We start from the raw sequence: 19,343 nt of genomic DNA, 5'->3' as shown, positions 1-19,343 counted from the left end.
AAAATAAACTTTAATATATAATATTGTGCATGCGGATGTAGTTCAATGGTAGAACTTCAGCCTTCCAAGCTGACTATGCGAGTTCGATTCTCGTCATCCGCTCCATTTGTTCACATACACCATGCCCATTAGGCATTTTTTATTGCTTTTTAGAGACATTTATATATAAATAATTAATATATTATTTTTAATGTAAAATTAAGATATGTTTAATATTAATGATACTATTGCAGCCATTTCTAGTGGCGGAAAAATCAATCAAGCCATCTCAATTATTAGAGTTTGTGGCTCTGACGCTGTAAAAATTGTGCAAAAAATTTTTACAGGTAAAGTTGGTAAAAATAGCACCATAACTTATGGCTACATTATTGATAATTTAGCTAATAATGAAAAAATCGATGAGGTTTTAATAAGCTGATTTTTAGGAAAAAATAATTTTGTTGGCGAGGATACTGTTGAAATAAATTGCCACGGTGGTGTCGTAATTACGCATCGTATTTTGGAATTAATTTTAGCTAATGGAGCTAGGTTAGCTACACCTGGAGAATTCACTAGAAGAAGCTTTTTAAATGGCAAAATGTCTTTAAGAAAAGCTGAAGCTATTAATGATTTAATCCATGCTTCGACAGTAAGACAAGCTGAATTTGCTTTTAAAAATTTTGATTCTATAACTATTAAACTAATTGATGAACTAATTGACAAATTAGCCTATACTATAGGTGAAATAGAAGTAAATATTGATTATCCCGAATACTTAGATATTGAAAATGTTATTGATGAAAGATTGATAAAAAGAGTTAAAAATTACTTAGAAAAAATCGAAAAAATAGTGGAAGCCAGTGAAAGCAGTCGCTTCATATTTGACGGAATAAAAGTCGCTATTCTAGGCAAACCAAATGTTGGTAAATCTTCGATTTTAAATGCTTTAGTTGGCGAAGAAAAAGCTATTGTTACAGATATTGCGGGAACCACAAGAGATATTATTGAAACTCAATATCAATATAAAGGCTTTTTATTTAAATTAATCGATACAGCCGGGATGAGAGATAGTGAGGAGTTAATTGAAAAAATTGGAATTAACCGTTCGATTGAGCAAATTAATAAAGCCGATATTATTGTTCACGTAAAAGACTATGCACAAGATGATAATGAATATGATAAGCTCATCACTGAAACTGCCCAAAAGTACTGTAAGCCTATACTTTTGGTAAAAAATAAAAAAGATCAAACTAATAAAATTGATCAAAATTCAATTTCTATCAGTGCCTTAAATAACGATGTTTTAGATCTTAAAGAAGCTTTAGCTAAAGTCTTTGAAAATATCAATTTAGAAGATCAATATTATTTAGGAAATGCACGCCAATTATCATTAATTAAGGCAGCAAAGAGCAATTTGCTTGATGCATTAAATTCATTAAATGAAGGTTATTATTATGATTTAGTAATTGTGGACTTAAGGGCTGCCTGATCTAACTTAGTTGATATTAATGGTCGAGCAGATAATGAATTATTACTTGATGAAATGTTTAAAAATTTTTGTTTAGGAAAATAACCAAAATCACCGTGCTATAGTGATTTTGAAACAAAGGAGAAAAATGTCTATCAAATTCGTCGATGCTCATACACACCCATTAAAGGTATACTATGAAGACCCTGAAAAAGTTGTCCAAAACGCCTATAACAAAGGCGTAAAAGTTATGATGGTAACAGGTTGCGAAATGAAAGAAAATGTTGAAGTAATCGAATTTTGTCGTAAATTCGATTACACTTGACCAGTAATTGGAATTCACCCAACATGCGTGACTGGAGCAAATGATGGTGCTTTATTAGAGACATTAATAACAGATGAAATTAAAGCAATTGGTGAAATTGGTTTAGATTATTATTGAGATACAACTACGCCAGAAATGCAAAAAGAATCATTAATAGCACAAATTAAAGTTGCTGAAAAACACAACTTACCAGTTGTAATTCATATGCGTGATTCTTATGAAGATCTTTATGAGATTTTAAGCCAATTTCCAAATGTTAAATTTATGATTCATACTTGAAGTGGAACAATTGAATGAGCTAAAAAATTCTATGAATTAGGTTGCTATTTTAGCTTCAGTGGCATCGTAACTTATAAAAATAGTTCACATCTAGTTGAAGTTATCGATTTTTTACCTGTTGAAAGTATTCTAACTGAGACTGATGCGCCTTATTTGGCACCGGCACATAAAAGAGGTGAAAAAAACTATTCAAATTATGTAAGATATGTAACAACTTTTATTGCAGGAATTAAAAAAATGCCACTTGAAAAGTTAGCTTTTCAAGTTATAAAAAATGCGAAAGGCTTCTTTAATTTAGATGTTAAAATCAAATAAAAATGTTTTTGCAAAGAAAAAATATGGACAAAATTTCTTGCAAGATCCAAATATTATTAAAAAAATAGTAAGTACTATTGACGCACAAGGTAAAGATGTTATTGAAATTGGACCTGGAAGGGGCGCTATCACTAAATTTATTGAACCAATAGCAAACTCTTTTGTTGGTTATGAAATCGATAAAGATATGATAGATGTTTTAACTACCCAAAAAATCTTGAAACCTGAGCAATTAATAGCTGGTAACTTTTTAGAATATGATTTATCTAATTATAAAAATACAATTGTTATTGGTAATATTCCTTACTATATTACTAGCGACATCATTTTTAAATTACTTGATAATTATCAAAATTTTACTAAAGCAGTCTTAATGGTTCAATACGAGGTTGCCCAAAGATTGATAGCCAAAAAAAATAGCCCAAATTATTCTAAATTATCTGTAACTGTGCAGTATTTGTCAAATGTTGAATTAAATTTTATTGTTCCTAGAAACTGTTTTAAACCAACACCTAATGTCGAATCCGCCATTGTTACACTAACATTTAATAAGCAAGCCGAAGATAATTTTTCAAAAATCAAAGATTTTTTTAAATTATGCTTTTTAGCAAGAAGAAAAAAACTAACCTATGCATTATTAACTCAATATCCAAATGAAAAAATTATAGATGCATACGAGAAACTTAATTTTGATTCAAATATAAGAGTTCAACAACTTGATTTAGAGCAAATTGTTGAATTATATCGATTATTAGAAAAATAATTTTACCAAAAGCACTGTAGACAAGGACTTTTATGCATTCTTATCAATATATTTATGAAGCAGATTTTGCTGATGATCTTAAAACATACAACGAACAAAGAACATATTTTCAAAATAAAGTTAAACGTTATTCAATTCTTGGCATAATGTGATTTTGAATTATGATTTTGCTCGCACTTTCGTGAACAATGATCATAACTCTGTCAAAATCAAATGAATGATATATTATCTTGGGATTAGTTTTTCTTGGTATTAGTATAGGAATTTCAGTATTTTTATGTACTTGTAAATTTATTGCTTTTTTAACCATAATTAAGGCCATAAAATGTGAATTAGCTTTAGCTGACCATCAAAAAGCTTTAAAATATTATAAATTTTATAAACTTGCGATTTTTGATTTAAATGCACTGAAAAAATTTAATAATTTTGTAAAATAAATTCAGGAGAAATTATGAAAACAATAGCATTTTTAGGAACTGGTGCATGGGGTAGTGCGCTAGCTTCAGTTTTATCTTTTAATAACCACAAAGTTAAAATGTGAGGAATTAATGAAAAAGAAGTTAATGACATCAATAATGGTGTAAATACAGCTTTTTTTGGTGAAAAAAAATTCAATAACCCCAAAAACATTACAGCAAGCTTAAAAATGGAAGAAGTTGTTGAGGGAGCAGATTTTGTTGTTTTGGCAGTTCCATCTGTAGCGATTAAAAATGTTTTAACTCAATTAACTAAAGTTTTAGGCTCTAAAAAAGCTAATATTTTATCTGTGGCGAAGGGTTTTGATTATGAAACAAGCGAACCGTTAAGTAATTTTATTTACAACCATTTTAAAAATAATTTAAATTCTTTTGCATCATTGATTGGTCCTTCTTTTGCAGTTGAAGTATTCGATAATTTATTAACAATGGCAAATGTTGTTGGTAAAAATAAAGAATTCAATCAGCTTATAGCGCAAACTTTTAACAATAATTACTTTAAATTAGTCCCAACTGAAGATGAACATGGCGCAGAATATTATGCAGCATTTAAAAATACTTTAGCTATCGGAGTTTCGATTGCAAATTACTTTTTTGAAGCTAAAAATACTGTAGCCGCCTTAGTTACGATTGGTGTTAACGAAATTTTTAATATTTATAAACATTTCAATCCGCATTCTTGTGCTTCGGTTGCATTGCAATTATCAGCTTTAGGTGATACTTTATTAACTTGTACATCAGAAAAGAGCAGAAACTTTTCCTTTGGCAAACTAATTGCCGAATTTGGCCTTGAAGAAGCACTTCAAAAAAATACAAAAGTCGTAGAAGGTTATTATGCTGCAAAAACTTTGGATAAGATGCTTACTAACAATCCAAAACTAAAAGCACCATTTTTAAAAAACATTGTAGATATCTTGTATCATGGCAAAAGTGAAAAAGAAATTTGCAACTTCGAAATAATCTAAACAAAAAAATAACTTAGCTCCTTAAGTTATTTTTTTTGTTCTCAAAAGGTCTATAATACAGGCAAATTCGCTTAAAAAAATATTATTATGAAATAGTGAAAACATTTACATATATATTACAATAAGCTTATAAATTAATTAAGGAGAAATCATGAAACGTAAAATACTATTATCGCTTATCCCTGTAGCTAGTACATCACTATTAGCTGCAACTGTAATATCTTGTGATAAAAAAGAAGATCCAGATAAAAAGCCTGGAGATGATAATTTAGATCCAAAACCTAATCCAGATCCAAATGAAAGCGACCAAAAAACACCATTTATAACTAAAGTTGAAACCAATGAAGCTTTGGATTTAATAATGAAAAACAAAAATAACGCTGATTTTGTGCTTCTTGATGTTCGCGACCCTGGAGAATGAGAAGAAGGCTACATCGATAATCCAGTTAAAATTAGCTACAATAACCGTAAAACTTTTGCAGCTGAAATTAATAAACTAGATAAGAAAAAAACTTATCTAATATATTGTCGAACCCAAAATAGATCACAAAAAGCGGCTAAAGAAATTAAAGAAATGGGTTTTGATTACATTTATTGAATGAATGGTGGCTATACCCAATGAGCTAAGGAAGGCAAACCCATCACAACCCCTGAAAAGCAAAAAGTTGTTACAGAACTAAGAGTAAAAAATGCTACAAATATTTTTAAAAACATTAACGAAGCTAAAATTAAGCTTGATTTGACCAATATTGGTGCAGGCTCAATTAATCACGTTTCAGATTTTACCTTTAAATTATTTGCAGATGATAAAGAATTAGCTAAAAAAGAATTAGCTAAACTAGAAAATAATTTTGAAAAAAATATTAAAGATATTTTTGAAAATATCACATTTGAAAATGATAAAAAATACACAATCCAAATTGAAACATTAACAAATGATAAATATCATGGCTATGCAACTTATGTTTTTGAACTTTCACAAACGAAAACACAAAAAACTTATGATGATTACGCAAACAATAAAGCTTTCGATCATTTTTCAAAGTCAAAAACAGCAGAATTAAATGATGAATTTTTAACAAAAAATTACCAAAATGGCTTATTCAAGTACTTTTTAGCGAATAATAAAGCTGAAAAAGTTCAAATTAACCAATTAGCTAATAATGGCAAAAAAACACTTGTTTTATTTGCTTCAACCACATGTTTAGCTTGTTTAGATGCATTAAAATTAATGGATAAAGTTAATACCGATAATTATAACTATGTCAAAGTTATGACTTCAATAAGCGAAAATGATACAAAATCATCGATTGCAGATTCAGAAAAAGTTTTAGATCAAGAGAATTTAGGGCATTTAAAAGAAAATACATATTATGATGCTTATGACTTTATTTGAAGAGACAGAATAGAATTTAAAACTACACCTAAGTTTGTTTTATTAGATGAATATGGACAAATAATTAATATGTTTGGTGTTGATTCAACAACAATTGATCCATTTTTAACTGAAGTTAACAAAAAATTATCTGCTTCATTTTCAGATGAATTAACTAAAAAAAATGGTGAACCAATTTCGCCAATTGTACCAGAAAATCCACAAGATGATCAACAGCAACCAGATGATAGTGATAATCAAATCGATGATAGCAACTTAACTAAATATCGAACATTTGAACAACGCCAAAAAATGAAACAATTGCCTAGTGATGCTGAAAAATATTCAAAACACAGTTATGCAAAAGCATTAAAAAATATGGAATTGCAAAAATCTGATGGAACAATGATTAAATTAAGCGAGATAGTAAAAGACAAAACTAAGCCAACTGTAGTATTTTTAGGTTCAACTCATTGCCAATGATGCATTAAAAAACTAGATGAATATAAAAATAAAGACTTGAGCTCACTTGAGTACAATTTAGTTTATGGTATGGAAAGTAACGGCTCAAATTGAGAACAATTTGTCAAAGATAATGGAGCCGAAAAACTTAAAGATACAGTCTTATTTAGAGATTCACAAAAAAAATTAATTCAATTAGTTCCTGATGCTTCAGGAATTCCACAATGCTTCATTTTAGATGAAGAGCTTAATTTCACAATGTTTTTAAGTAATTCTGCTCAAGCTAGTTCATGAGTAAATAAAATCAAGGGAACTATTTCAACTTTAGATGAAAATTTAACAATACCAGATGATCCAAACAATACTTTTGATCCATATTATGGTAAATATGAAGAAATTAAAAAACAATACCCTAAAGATATAAACAGAGTTCCAAAAAGAGATATTGTAGCGGCTGAAGATGAGTTAATCATCGAAAGAAAATTAAATAATTTCACTGATAAAGAAGCAGAAATCAAAGAATTAAGAGAACTATTTAATCAATTTATTGATGATGATAAATATCATACTTATCGTGTAGAAAAAGCTAATTATCATGCTAGATTTATGGTTGATGCAATGTTGGAATGATTTGCAAATGATTGAGTAGATCATGCTTATGTGCAAGGTGGATTCTATGGAACTAGATTTAAAACAGAATCAATAAGCTTAAATGAAGATGAAACTGAATATGATGATCAATTTATAAAACTATTAAGCTTTTCAAAATATAAAAATAAAAATCACCCAGAATTTCCTAAAACTATTGTAAACAGCTTAATTTGGGATCAAAAATATAAAAATTGATTTATTCAATTTATCAATACGGCTTACAAGTTGTTAAAAGTGATTACACACCTCAAGAAAAAGCTTTTGCAATTAGCCGTTATGTAGCTGATAGATTGGTCTATGATGAAAAGATGTCTAATTTTTCAATCGATAAAGTTTTAGAAACAGGATATGAAAATAATTCAAATCAATTTAAGGCAGTATGTCAACATTATTCTTGATTAGGCGCTTTATTACTTAATATAGTTGGTGTGCCTGCATATCCTAAAGTAAGTAATAATGGTCTGCACGAATTTATTTGAGTTAAGCTTCAAATGAAAAAAGAAGACAAGCCACATTGAAGATATTTAGATATTTTACATATCGATGCTGAACAAGTGGAAAAACCTTTTACACCTAATGGCTACCATTTTGGTCAAGACATGAAGCGTGATTGACATAATAAATTTTTAAGACCAATAAAAAGCAATATAAAATATTATGGTAATGCAACGACTTATAGTGGTTGATTAATGGAACATAATTTACCAATTGATACCTTGTACAAAAACCAGGAAATGGCTGATGACGATTATAAAAATTTACTAATGATTAGTCAGCCTCAAAATGCATATTATAAAATTTCAATCAAGCAAGCGTCTAATTTCTTTAAAGTTGGTCAATATTGATATGTATTTACTTATTTTGTGGATAAAAATAAACCAAACTCATCAACTAAAGTTGGCTTATTTAGAGCCGAATTACAATCAAACCAATTTGAATTAGTTATGGAAGCTAATAAAGTACATTTAAGTGATGATCCAGTAGCTAAAATCTTTGATAAAGATATTTTTTTAAGTTCAATCAATCATACTTCAGTAGTTTCTTATAAAAATATGCATTTCATTTATAAGTGAGATGAAACAAGTAAACACCAATTCTTTGTTTTATCAGAAAATAATAAAACTTGAACTAAAACAGATATTGCAGATAAATTAAAAAATATCACTGTAAGAATCAATGTTATGAGTATTTTTGAAAATAAATTAAGAATTCAAAACCCACACGGTGGTGAAGACTTAGTAATCGATATTACACAAGATGAAACTATTAAACCTTTAATTGAAAATAATACAATTGAAACACTAACAAAAAAACTATGAATTAGTCGATTAGAAGCTGGGACATATATTTACAAAGATCAGCCTAATGAAAAATATAAAGCTAAAACTTTAAGAGTTGAATTCGATAATCTAAGAAAAGAAATTGAAACTAAACTTAAAAGTAAAAATTTAAGCCAAAGCGAAATAGAAAGTTATTCAAAAAAACTTGATGAAGTTCTAAACAAGATTCGTAAATAAATAGAAAATTAGAAAAAAACCAAAAGTTATAAAATCGACTTAAAAAAAGTCGATTTTTTTACTTTTTTTGTTTTCAAATCAGTTTATAATAAAAAAAATAAAGGAGAAAACCAATGTTTGATAAAGAAAAAAGATTAAAAGAATTAACTGAATTACAATATAAAATAACTCAAGAATCATACACAGAAAAGCCTTATGAAAATGAATATGATAATCATTTTGAAAAAGGAATATACGTCGATATTGTTGATGGTACACCATTATTCAAGTCAACAGACAAATTTAATTCTGGCTGTGGATGACCAGCATTTAGCAAACCAATTAATAATGAAGTTATTAGCGAGTTCGAGGATTTATCACACAATTTAATACGAACCGAAGTTAAAAGCACTAATGCTTCATCACATTTAGGTCATGTTTTTAATGATGGCCCTAAAGATAAAGGCGGATTAAGATATTGCATTAATTCAGGCTCATTAAGATTTATTGCCTTTGATGATATGGATAAAGAGGGATACGGGGCACTAAAAAAACTTTTTGATTAAAAATTACCAAAAATACTGTAGCGCAATAAAAAAAATCTCATCCAATGTGAGATTTTTTTATTTTATTAATATTAATTAAATCTTTAATTATCCTTCATTATAAATCGTAGTTTCATCTTGCTTAATTTCCGCTTGGTTACCGATATGAATTTCAATACGTAAATCTTTTTTGTAGTTTTTTTGAGTTTTCGAGGCTTTGAAATAAACATCTTCGAGTTCATAGTTTAAACTTCGCGAAAGCTTCTTAGCCATTTTCTTTTCTAAGAATTCGCCAAGTGATATTTCATATTCTGATTCATCAAGTTCTCAATCAATTTTAGTTGTTTTAAGTAATTTGCGCATTTGAACATGTTGCGAAACAATGAAATGATCTAAACTAATTTCAAAGATTTCTTCAACCTCTTCTTGGTCATATTCATCATATATTTCGCCGATAATTTCTTCAATAATATCTTCAATTGTGATAACTCCAATTGGGGTAACAGATGAATTATTTTCAAGCACAAAAGCCATTTGTGCTTGAGCGCGACGCATAGTTTTTAAAGCACTTGAAAGTGTTGAATTAGCGGAAACATTGGGAACAGTTTTTAAGAAATTAATAACTCTACCTTTTTGGGTAAAAGCAATATCTTTAAATATTACAATTCCAATAAATTGGTCATCTTTTTTAACTGGAATACGACTATAATGTGTGTCATTGAATACTTCTAAAGCTTTAGCAACATTATCGTTGGCACTTAAACAAGTAACGTCTCGCATCTTAACATAATGAGAACGAACTTTTATGCTATCAAGCGCTAAAGCATTTTGAGCCATCATACTTTCTTCTGCTTCTAAAACACCTTCATTTTGCGCAACAGTGATTAATCCTTTAACTTCTTCTTCATCATTTGTAACATAAATTTTTTTACCAATTTTGCCTAATGGATAGGTGATTGGGAACAAAATGTAGTACATTGCTAATAGGATTATGCAAAAAGCCTTAGCAGTTTGAACTGGTTTTGCTTTAGCAATAATTTTTGGTGTTATTTCGCTGACAAGAACAATAATTGGAGTCATTACTGCAGTTGAAATTAAAACATTATAATCTTTGTTTATTTCTGATAAAGAAGAACTTAATATGAATGAAAAAGTTGAAGAAGCTGCGATATTAACAATATTATTGCATATTAAAATAGTGCTAAGGGTTTGATTAAAGAAGCTATATTGTTTTTTGATAATCTTTGAACCAAATTCGTTGTTTTCAATCATCTTTTCAATCTTGCCTGGATTTAAGCTAGTATAAGCTGTTTCACAAGCACTAAAAATTGCTGAAAGTACTATAAATAAGGCAGATAGGGCACTATACAGGTAAATCATTCTAAATCTCGCTTTCGATTCTGTGGCCAAGATCATTAAATTTACCAGTATAAGGCACAAAACCTAGTTTAATTACACCTGTAGCACCGTTACGATGCTTTGCAATAATTAATTCGATTGGCTCACCATGAATTTTAGCTAAAGCTTCGTTTTCAGGATTAGTTTCATCTTTACGACGCATAGAAGCATAATATTCTTCGCGATATAAAAATAATACTAAGTCGGCATCTTGCTCTATGGCTCCAGATTCACGTAAATCACTTAATAGAGGTCTCTTATTTTCCCGGTTCTCAGTTTGCCGATTTAGCTGTGATAGGACTAAAATGGGAACATTAAGCTCTAAAGACAGGGCTTTTAAACGGCGAGATATTTTAGTAATTTCTTGTTGGCGGTTATCACCAGCTTTACCTTTAATTGAAATTAGTTGCATATAGTCAATTACGATTAAATCAAGCTTGTCAACTTTGTGAAGTCTACGACATTTTCATATTATTGTGTCAATGTCATTATCAACCGTATCATCTATAAACAAATTAAGTTTTTCAATCACATTATTTTTAACTGAAGTGATAGTTGTATACATATCTTCATCTGTTAGCATTTGTGGTCGCTTTAATTTTGTTAATTCAATGCCTGATATATAAGAATAAATACGAATCATTAATTGTTTAGGAGCCATTTCAAGTGAGAAAAAAGCTGCTTTTCGTGTGCGACCATCACGATCCTTACTTGATGCTATATTAGTGGCAATATTTAATGCAAAAGCGGTCTTACCCATTCCTGGACGAGCGGCTAAAACTATTAGCTCGCCGCCATGGAGACCTTGTGTGATATTATCAAATTCAGCATATCTAGTGGCTATACCATTAATATCATGCATATCAAGTGAACGCTGGCGTTCTAAATCTTGATAGAATGAATGACTAACTTTAGAAGCTGGTAAAAAGTCTTGCGAAAAATTATTACGATCAATGTCATATAAAACTTCTTGAATAGATGAGACAATTTCATCTTCTTGAACTAACCCGCTATCTTTGCTTAATTTGGCACTTATAATTCTTTCAATAGAGGCGATTTTGCGTAATTTTGTTAATTTTACGAGCTTTTCTAAGTAGCTTTGAATATTTGAAACTAAACCAGCAGAATTATATAATTCCATCAAAAGTGCCTTATTTACAAGGCTTTTAGGATTTTGCTTAGTATGTTCAAATATTTGATAGTCGTTAATAGTAATAGCATTTTTATATAAATAAACAATCACTTCAAAAAAGTGACGGTATGATATATTTGCGAAATCCTCTGGGAGGAGGAAGGGTAAAATCTGATCAGCGTATCGGTTATTCGACAGCACAATGCCAAGTATTTTTGCTTCTAATTCATCGTCTCGATGTTGTGAATTAGTTATATTGGGTATACCTTCATTACTTTGCATTGAATTTCACCTCAACTTGTATTTTTGCTTTTATATCTTTGTACACGTAAACTTTAACTTCGTGTGTTCCATTGCTTACAATATGAACTTTTTGAACTGCGTATTTATCTAATTTATAGCCTAATTTGCTTAAATCTTTCATTATATCTTTAGTTGAAATCGATTTATGAGTTATTACGTTACCGTTATTATCAATTTTTGCATCTAAAACATAAGTTAATTTTTCTTTTTCAATTTTTTCTTTAAGTAATAAGGCTTCTCGTCTTGTCTCCATTTCGTTTGATGTTAATTCATTCAAACGTTTTTGCAGTTCTTTTTCAGTTTGAAAATTATATGGTTTAGCAAAACCTTTTGCAACTAAAAAGTTCATTCCATAGCCATTTGATACTTCAATAACGGTATTTGCTTTCCCGTCCTTACAATCTTTAATTAATATTACTTTCATCTTTCACACTCACTATTGCTTGTTTAATATTGTCTATAAATGTTTCTAAATTTTCATTTGTTACGGCTGCGGCTGATGAGAAATGTCCACCTCCACCAACAGCTTCACAAATTTTTTGCACATTTGTGCCTATTCCTCGGGCAGAAAGCTTATAACCCTTCCTGTCTTCAGTGGCTGCAACAACGAAGCTCGCTTTTCGACCACCAATTCTTAATATTTCATCAGCTGCAACACTGACTAAATCATTTGCAACCGGTATATCTTTATAAGCTAAGTAAAAACCAGGTTTTACTTCTTGGATATTATTTAATAATTCCACAACGTTTTCATAATTTGTTGGAGAAATTTTTAATGTTTCTGAACTTTCAACTGAATTAGCCCCTCTGCCTTCTAACCATGCTGCTATTTCAAACGTTCTTGCCGATGTTTTCTTTTGGAATAATGTAGTATCTAAGTAAATACCATTAAGTAACATTTGAGCTGTAAATGGCTCCACTTTAATCGCATGTTCAGTAAAGATTATTATTTCGCTTATTAATTCACTTGCTGAAGAAGCGGATGGATCTACTAAGGTATTACTTTTGTTAGTGAAATTAATAGGACTTCTTAAGCGGTGATGATCAATAACAAAAACATTATCACTGAGCATATTTTCTAAACAGTCTGGAAAATCTGTGCCATCAGGGTAGGCAATATCAACAATAAAGATCGCTGTTTCATTTGGATCATATTTTTGGCTTCGTATATTTTTAATAATATATTTTTCGAACTTATCTGGATATTTACTAAGTAATTGTCGACATGTGTTGTCAAATGTTTTGCCTACTATTTTACAGTTTTCAATACCGTAACTTTCAGCTAATTTAACTGTAGCATAGGCACTTCCGAGAGCGTCTAGGTCGGCATTTTTATGACCAAAAACAAGAACATTTTTAATCATAGGATTGCTAAGTTTATTCCCAATGCGTTTAGAAAAGACTTTACTCTTAGTTCTATCTAAAGTTGGTAATATCTCGTTTGTTGAACCATAATAACGAGTAGGCAGCATATCACCCATAATAACTATTTGATCACCACCACGGCTTTGGGCTTGCATTAATGCTTTTTTAGCTAATTCATTTTTTTCTTTATACGACATTGTGCCTAATGCAAAACCAATACTTACTGAGACCATAAAGTCTTTGTTATCAGTTTTCATACAATCATGTAATGCTGCAAAAACTTTAAACTCATCTTTCTCAAGTTGCTGTAAAACAAGCTTATTAGTCAAAATAAGAAAACGTCCATTATCATTGTATTGTCTATAAACAAAATTATATTTATTGCTTAAGTAATCTAATGTTTGAATAACATTTTTTGTTACATTATATAAATCTTCATCAGAAATAATAGATTGAAAAAGTTGATAATTATCAATTTCTAATTCACCTAAAACAGGTATTTCTTGTTCATAAGTAGTTATGCTTCTTCTTTCTAAAGTTTTATCAACAATTTTTAAGTAGTTTTTAAATGGATTTAATGTGGCTTCATAATAATTGTTTTCATACCAAAACTGGCTATTTATAGCTTTTTCATCAAAATCAACTTTTACGTCTTTATAAAATTCTAATAAGGTATTTCCAGAGTATCCGCCTTTAAAACGACGATTAATAAAAGATGAAACTCATATTATAGTTCCAGTATTATCATAAATTATTACACCCATTTCATCAGCTACTATATTATCAATATATCTGCTAAATGATTTTTTACTTATTGCACTACGACGTAGTGAATTTTCAATTAATAAGGCAGTAAAAACTGCTGTGAATACTAGTCCAAAAATCATTGCAATAATTGAAATTGCCAAAAATAACTTGTCTTTATTTCTTACTATAAGAAGTAAAAATGATGCAACGGTTACTATACCACCAATTAAAGTTAAAGCGGTATAATATAATCGTTTTTTCTTATTAGATAAATACATATTTATATTATATATTAAGAATTTAATTTTATTAGTAATATGGCAAAACTAGAATAGCAACATTTAAAAAATAAAAATAATCATGAATAAATGAAATAAATTCATTCATGATTATTATTTTTTTAGTAAATAAAATATTTTTTTGTTTCCAAAATAGCTATGCTACAAGCTTTTTAAGAAATTGACCGGTATAAGAATGTTCAACTTTAGCTACTTGTTCAGGTGTGCCGGCTGCAACTAGAAAGCCACCACCATCTCCGCCATCAGGCCCTAAGTCAATAACATAATCACAAGATTTAATCACATCTAAATTATGTTCAATAACTAATACTGTGTCACCTTTATCAACAATGCGATTTAAAACATTTAATAAATTTTGCACATCATAAGTATGTAAACCTGTAGTTGGTTCATCGAGGACGTAAATAGTTTTGCCTGTAGCCTGTTTTTGTAAATATGTAGCTAATTTTACCCTTTGTGCTTCTCCACCTGATAAAGTGGTTGAAGGTTGACCAAGCTTAATGTAGCCTAATCCAACATCTTGCAAGATTTTTAATTTTTGAATTAATTTTGCGCGTCCATCAAAGAAAATTAAAGCTTCGTCAACAGTCATATTCAAAACATCGCTAATAGTTTTTAAGCGATATTTAACTTCAAGAGTTTCGCGGTTATATCTTTTACCTTCACATTGATCGCACATTATGTAAACATCAGGCAGAAAATGCATTTCAATTTTAATTAATCCATCCCCAGAACATTTTTCACAGCGACCACCATAAACATTAAAACTAAAGCGGCTTCGAGTAAAACCACGAGCTTTAGCTTCTTGAGTAGAAGCAAATAAATCTCTGATTTCATCAAAAAGAGAAGTATAAGTTGCAGGGTTAGAACGCGGAGTTCTACCGATTGGCGATTGTGAAACAGCAACAACCTTATCGATTTCTTTTAAGTTATTAATTGATTTAAATTTACCAACTTTAATATTGCTTTTGTTAATAACTTTTTCTGCTCCTTTAACTAGAATTTCATTAACAAGTGAGCTTTTACCTGATCCCGAAACCCCTGTAACACAGATGAATTTGCCAAGAGGTATTTTAACATTGATATTTTTTAAGTTATTTTCTGAAGCTTCAATTATGCTAATAACTTTTCCATTGCCGCTGCGTCTTGTTTTTGGCACAGCTATTTTTCTTTCTCCGGATAAATATTGTCCAGTAAACGATTCTTTAACATTGGCAATGTCTTGAATGTTTCCTTGAGCTATTATTTTTCCACCATGCACTCCAGCACCTGGCCCTATATCAACAATATGATCCGCTGCATAAATAGTTTCTTCATCATGTTCGACAACGATTAATGTATTTCCTAATTCAACCATATTTTTCATGGTTTTTATTAGTCTTTGATTATCTTTTTGGTGTAAACCAATCGAAGGTTCGTCTAAAACGTATAAAACGCCTGATAGATTTGACCCGATTTGAGTAGCTAATTTAATTCTTTGACTTTCGCCACCAGAAAGAGTCTCAGCATTGCGATTTAAAGTTAAATAGTTAAGTCCTACATCACTTAAAAACAGAAGTCTTGATTTTAATTCATTAATAATTAATCTAGCTATTTTCAATTCTTCTTCCGAAAGTTTTAAATTTTGAATTCACTGAAAAGCCTGTGCTATAGGCATTTTAGTAACATCATAAATATTTAAATTTTCTATTTTAACAGCTAAGGTATATTTATTTAATCTTGCGCCATTGCATTTAGAGCATGGGAATGTGCCCATATATTTTTTTAATCAATCTCTAATAGCTTCCGAACTAGTCTCCATATACTGGCGTTCAATTTTGGTTAAAATACCTTCAATAAATTTATTTCTCCGAATTTGGTTTCCATTTATTGAAGTCAAGACATATTCTAATTCATCCGGCGAACCATATTTAATAATATTTAGCTCATCTTCGCTTAAATCTTCAATCGGCGTATCTTTATCAATTTGATAATATTTAAGCATTGTGTCAAATTCTTGTCATTCCAAATTTGGTGTATTGATGGTATTTTCAAAAATTTTAATTGCACCATTATTAATACTTCTTCATGGTTCGGGGACTAGAGCATCAAATGAAGCTTTTAAATCTATACCTAGCCCTTTACATTGTTCACATGCACCAAAAGGAGCATTGAATGAAAAAAGTTTTGTTTCGATTTTTGGCATTTCAAAATCTTTAAAAACACAAGAGTGCAATTTTGAATAAACTTTAGTTTCACCACCAATTACACTAACTTTTACTAAACCTTTAGAATATTCAGTTGCTACTTCCACGGCTTCTGAAACTCTCGTTTCACTTTCGTTAGATAAAACTAAGCGGTCAATAACTAAATCAATATCATGACGCTTATTTTTTTCTAATTTTATTTCATCATCAAGCTGATAAATATTGCCATCAACTTGCACACGAATAAATCCGTCAGCTCTAAGCCGATCAAATAAATTTTGATGAGTTCCTTTTTCGTTTGCAACAACAGGAGCTAAAATCAGAATTTTGCTTTCTGCTGGTAACGATAAGATCGAATTAACAATATCTTTATTTGTTTGCTTTGTAATTTCAATATTGTGTTTTGGACAAAAAGGTTTTCCAATGCGAGCAAAAAGTAATCTTAAAAAATCATAAATTTCAGTTACTGTTCCTACTGTTGACCGCGGATTATTGTGTGTGGTTTTTTGCTCAATGCAGATCGCTGGCGAAAGCCCTTCAATACTATCAACATCAGGCTTTGAAGTGCCACCTAAAAATAAGCGCGCATAGTTGCTTAGTGAATCTATATATTTTCTTCTACCTTCTTCATAGATTGTATTAAAAGCTAATGAACTCTTGCCACTTCCGCTTAATCCTGTGAAAACAATCAATTTATTTTTTGGTAAAGTAACATTAATATTTTTTAAGTTATTTTCTCTTGCGCCTTTAACAATTATTTCATCTTTTGCCGACATTTTTGCTCCTAAATTGGCTGTACTACAGCACTTCTGGTATTATTTTGCTTGTAATTCTAAAATTAAATCCCTTAGTTCTATTGCTTTTTCATAATCTAATTCTTTAGCTGCTTTATTCATTTGTTCACGTAATGAAGCAATTAATTTTTCTTTCGATGTTTGTTTATTTTTCTTTGCTTTCTCATCTTTGCTATTTAAGAAAAAGTCGATACTTGCTTCAATTCCCTCTCCTTTATAAGGCTCAGGAATTGGCTTAATGATAGTGCGAGGAATAATGTTATGTTTTTGGTTATAAGCTTGTTGCAAAGCCCTCTTTTCTTCGTTATCCTTTATCGTTTCTTGCATGCTTTTGCTAATGGTATTTGCATAAAAAATTACGCGACCATTTTCATTTCTAGCTGCACGACCTACAATTTGAATTAAACTATTTGTGCTTCTAAAAAAACTTTCTTTATCAGCATCAAGAACCATAATTAAACTAACTTCGGGCAGATCGATTCCTTCACGAAGCAAATTGATTCCCACAACTGCATCATAAACTCCACGACGCAATTTTCTTAAAATTTCATTCCGTTGAAAATTATTAAATTCACTATGAATATAGGCAACTTTGAGTTTTTTTTCTTGAAAAAAGCGAGATAATTCTTCAGCCATTTTTTTAGTTGTTGTTAAAATTAAAGTTCGTTCGTTTCTTTCTTTTTGCTTAGCTAATTCATCAAAAATATCTTCGACTTGCGATGTTGCAGGTCGAATAAAAATTTTTGGATCTAATAAACCAGTGGGACGGACAAATAATTTAGTTATGACTCCATGTGTTTTATCTAATTCATATTCTGCTGGTGTGGCAGAAATATAAATAGTTTGATAATCATAATTTTGCTCAAACTCTTCAAAACGCAATGGTCTATTATCCAAAGCTGAAGGCAAACGAAAACCATAATCAACTAAAGTTTGCTTACGCGAACGGTCCCCACGAAACATGGCCCTAAGTTGCGGAATCATCATATGTGATTCATCGATAACTATTAATGGATCCTTGCCCTTAAAATAGTCTAAAAGTGTGTAAGGAGGCTCATTTTCTTCACGTTTATCCATGTAGCGAGCATAGTTTTCAATGCCTTGACAAATTCCAAATTCAGCTAATGAATCCAAATCCCTTTCTGTTCTTTCCTTGATTCTTTCTGCAGCTAAAAGCTCATTATTATCTTTAAAATATTTAATTCTTTGAGCCAATTCTGCTTTAATTTTTTCAATGGCATAAGCGACTACATCATTATCAACAGTGTAAGCATCCCCAGGAAAAATTGTGAATTTTTCATGGTTTGAAATAACTTTTTTAGTTATTGGATCAACTAATTTGATAGCTTCAATTTCATCATCAAAAAAATCTATGCGAATTAAAAACTCATCTGTATAAGCAGGATGAATATATAAAACTTCACCTTTAAGTGAAAAATTGCCAAAATTTGGTTCAAAATCATTTCTTTCGAAATTTTTTTGAATTAATAAGCGCGCAAAATCTCTAGGTATAAATTTTTGACCTACTTTAATTTCAAAAATTTGTCCGCCATATTCTTCAGGATTTAAGGCACCATAAATAGCTGAAACTGAAGCAACAACAATAGTGTCTTGTCTAGTTAAAATCGAGTTTACAGCACTCATTCGCATTGCGTCCAAATCAACATTAGTTTTGCTAGTTTTATCAATGTAACTGTCTGTTGAAGGAATATAAGCTTCTGGACGGTAATAATCAAAATAAGAGACAAAATATTCGACTTTATTTTCTGGAAAAAAGCCTTTTAGCTCACTATAAAGTTGGCTTGCCAAAGTTTTATTATGTGAAAGAACTAACACAGGTCGGTCAAAATGCTGAATAACATTAGCTATAGTAAATGTTTTACCTGAACCTGTAACTCCTTTTAAAACTTGGTATTTTTCACCTGATTTTATACCTAAGACAAGCTCATTAATAGCTTGTGGCTGATCACCGGCAGGTTGATATAGTGAACTTAATTTAAATATAGACATATCTTAATTA

The 19,343-nt window shown here is 30.0% G+C and carries 14 protein-coding genes and 1 tRNA gene; 9 read left to right on the top strand and 6 right to left on the bottom strand.

Annotated features, from left to right (window positions below; genetic code table 4):
• The first annotated feature begins 31 nt into the window (after nt 1-31).
• From T385_RS0101290 to msrB, 9 genes are all read left to right on the top strand, one after another.
• Nucleotides 32-105: transfer RNA gene (locus tag T385_RS0101290), tRNA-Gly, on the top strand.
• A gap of 100 nt (nt 106-205) precedes the next feature.
• Complete coding sequence (mnmE, locus tag T385_RS0101285; RefSeq protein WP_029905816.1) at nt 206-1,552, top strand: tRNA uridine-5-carboxymethylaminomethyl(34) synthesis GTPase MnmE; 1,347 nt, start codon at nt 206-208, stop codon at nt 1,550-1,552.
• A gap of 43 nt (nt 1,553-1,595) precedes the next feature.
• Nucleotides 1,596-2,366 carry a TatD family hydrolase gene (locus T385_RS0101280; protein WP_029905815.1) on the top strand — a complete coding sequence of 257 codons (771 nt, stop codon included), beginning with the start codon at nt 1,596-1,598 and terminating at the stop codon, nt 2,364-2,366.
• Nucleotides 2,350-3,129 (top strand): 16S rRNA (adenine(1518)-N(6)/adenine(1519)-N(6))-dimethyltransferase RsmA, encoded by a 780-nt coding sequence (rsmA, locus tag T385_RS0101275; RefSeq protein WP_029905814.1) that lies wholly within the window; start codon nt 2,350-2,352, stop codon nt 3,127-3,129. Before T385_RS0101280 ends, rsmA begins: the two co-directional genes overlap by 17 nt.
• Nucleotides 3,130-3,161: 32 nt before the next feature.
• Nucleotides 3,162-3,566: a hypothetical protein gene (locus T385_RS0101270; RefSeq protein WP_029905813.1), complete on the top strand. Its 405-nt coding sequence runs from the start codon at nt 3,162-3,164 to the stop codon at nt 3,564-3,566.
• Between the two features lie 14 nt (nt 3,567-3,580).
• Entirely contained in the window at nt 3,581-4,570 is a 990-nt protein-coding gene (locus tag T385_RS0101265; RefSeq protein WP_029905812.1) for an NAD(P)H-dependent glycerol-3-phosphate dehydrogenase, read from the top strand.
• A gap of 151 nt (nt 4,571-4,721) precedes the next feature.
• The gene (locus tag T385_RS03555) at nt 4,722-7,340 is read left to right on the top strand and encodes a rhodanese-like domain-containing protein (RefSeq protein ID WP_051677950.1); all 2,619 of its coding nucleotides are present in this window, start codon (nt 4,722-4,724) and stop codon (nt 7,338-7,340) included.
• Nucleotides 7,250-8,575 (top strand): transglutaminase-like domain-containing protein, encoded by a 1,326-nt coding sequence (locus tag T385_RS0101255; protein ID WP_029905808.1) that lies wholly within the window; start codon nt 7,250-7,252, stop codon nt 8,573-8,575. The genes T385_RS03555 and T385_RS0101255 overlap by 91 nt, the downstream gene beginning before the upstream one ends.
• 113 nt (nt 8,576-8,688) lie before the next feature.
• The gene (gene msrB, locus T385_RS0101250; RefSeq protein WP_029905806.1) at nt 8,689-9,120 is read left to right on the top strand and encodes a peptide-methionine (R)-S-oxide reductase MsrB; all 432 of its coding nucleotides are present in this window, start codon (nt 8,689-8,691) and stop codon (nt 9,118-9,120) included.
• Nucleotides 9,121-9,207: 87 nt separating this feature from the next.
• On the opposite strand, the gene T385_RS0101245 is transcribed toward msrB, so the two are convergent.
• The 6 genes from T385_RS0101245 to uvrB all read right to left on the bottom strand — a co-directional run bounded on the left by T385_RS0101245 (nt 9,208) and on the right by uvrB (nt 19,333).
• Nucleotides 9,208-10,479: a CNNM domain-containing protein gene (locus tag T385_RS0101245; RefSeq protein ID WP_029905804.1), complete on the bottom strand. Its 1,272-nt coding sequence runs from the start codon at nt 10,477-10,479 to the stop codon at nt 9,208-9,210.
• Nucleotide 10,480: 1 nt separating this feature from the next.
• A complete protein-coding gene (gene dnaB, locus T385_RS0101240; protein WP_029905802.1) occupies nt 10,481-11,911 on the bottom strand; it encodes a replicative DNA helicase in 1,431 nt (476 codons plus the stop codon).
• Nucleotides 11,901-12,356, bottom strand: a complete 456-nt coding sequence (rplI, locus tag T385_RS0101235) for a 50S ribosomal protein L9 (protein WP_029905800.1) — start codon at nt 12,354-12,356, stop codon at nt 11,901-11,903. Before rplI ends, dnaB begins: the two co-directional genes overlap by 11 nt.
• Nucleotides 12,337-14,322: a GGDEF domain-containing protein gene (locus T385_RS0101230; protein ID WP_029905798.1), complete on the bottom strand. Its 1,986-nt coding sequence runs from the start codon at nt 14,320-14,322 to the stop codon at nt 12,337-12,339. Before T385_RS0101230 ends, rplI begins: the two co-directional genes overlap by 20 nt.
• 157 nt (nt 14,323-14,479) lie before the next feature.
• Entirely contained in the window at nt 14,480-17,305 is a 2,826-nt protein-coding gene (uvrA, locus tag T385_RS0101225) for an excinuclease ABC subunit UvrA (protein WP_029905797.1), read from the bottom strand.
• A 39-nt stretch (nt 17,306-17,344) separates the two neighbouring features.
• Nucleotides 17,345-19,333, bottom strand: a complete 1,989-nt coding sequence (gene uvrB, locus T385_RS0101220) for an excinuclease ABC subunit UvrB (protein WP_029905794.1) — start codon at nt 19,331-19,333, stop codon at nt 17,345-17,347.
• Nucleotides 19,334-19,343: the final 10 nt, after the last annotated feature.

The organism is Mycoplasmopsis opalescens ATCC 27921 (assembly GCF_000712185.1).
Taxonomy (GTDB): domain Bacteria; phylum Bacillota_I; class Bacilli_A; order Mycoplasmatales; family Metamycoplasmataceae; genus Mycoplasmopsis; species Mycoplasmopsis opalescens.
Note: the sequence above shows the minus strand (reverse complement) of the source record. Positions and strands in the feature narration are given on the sequence as shown.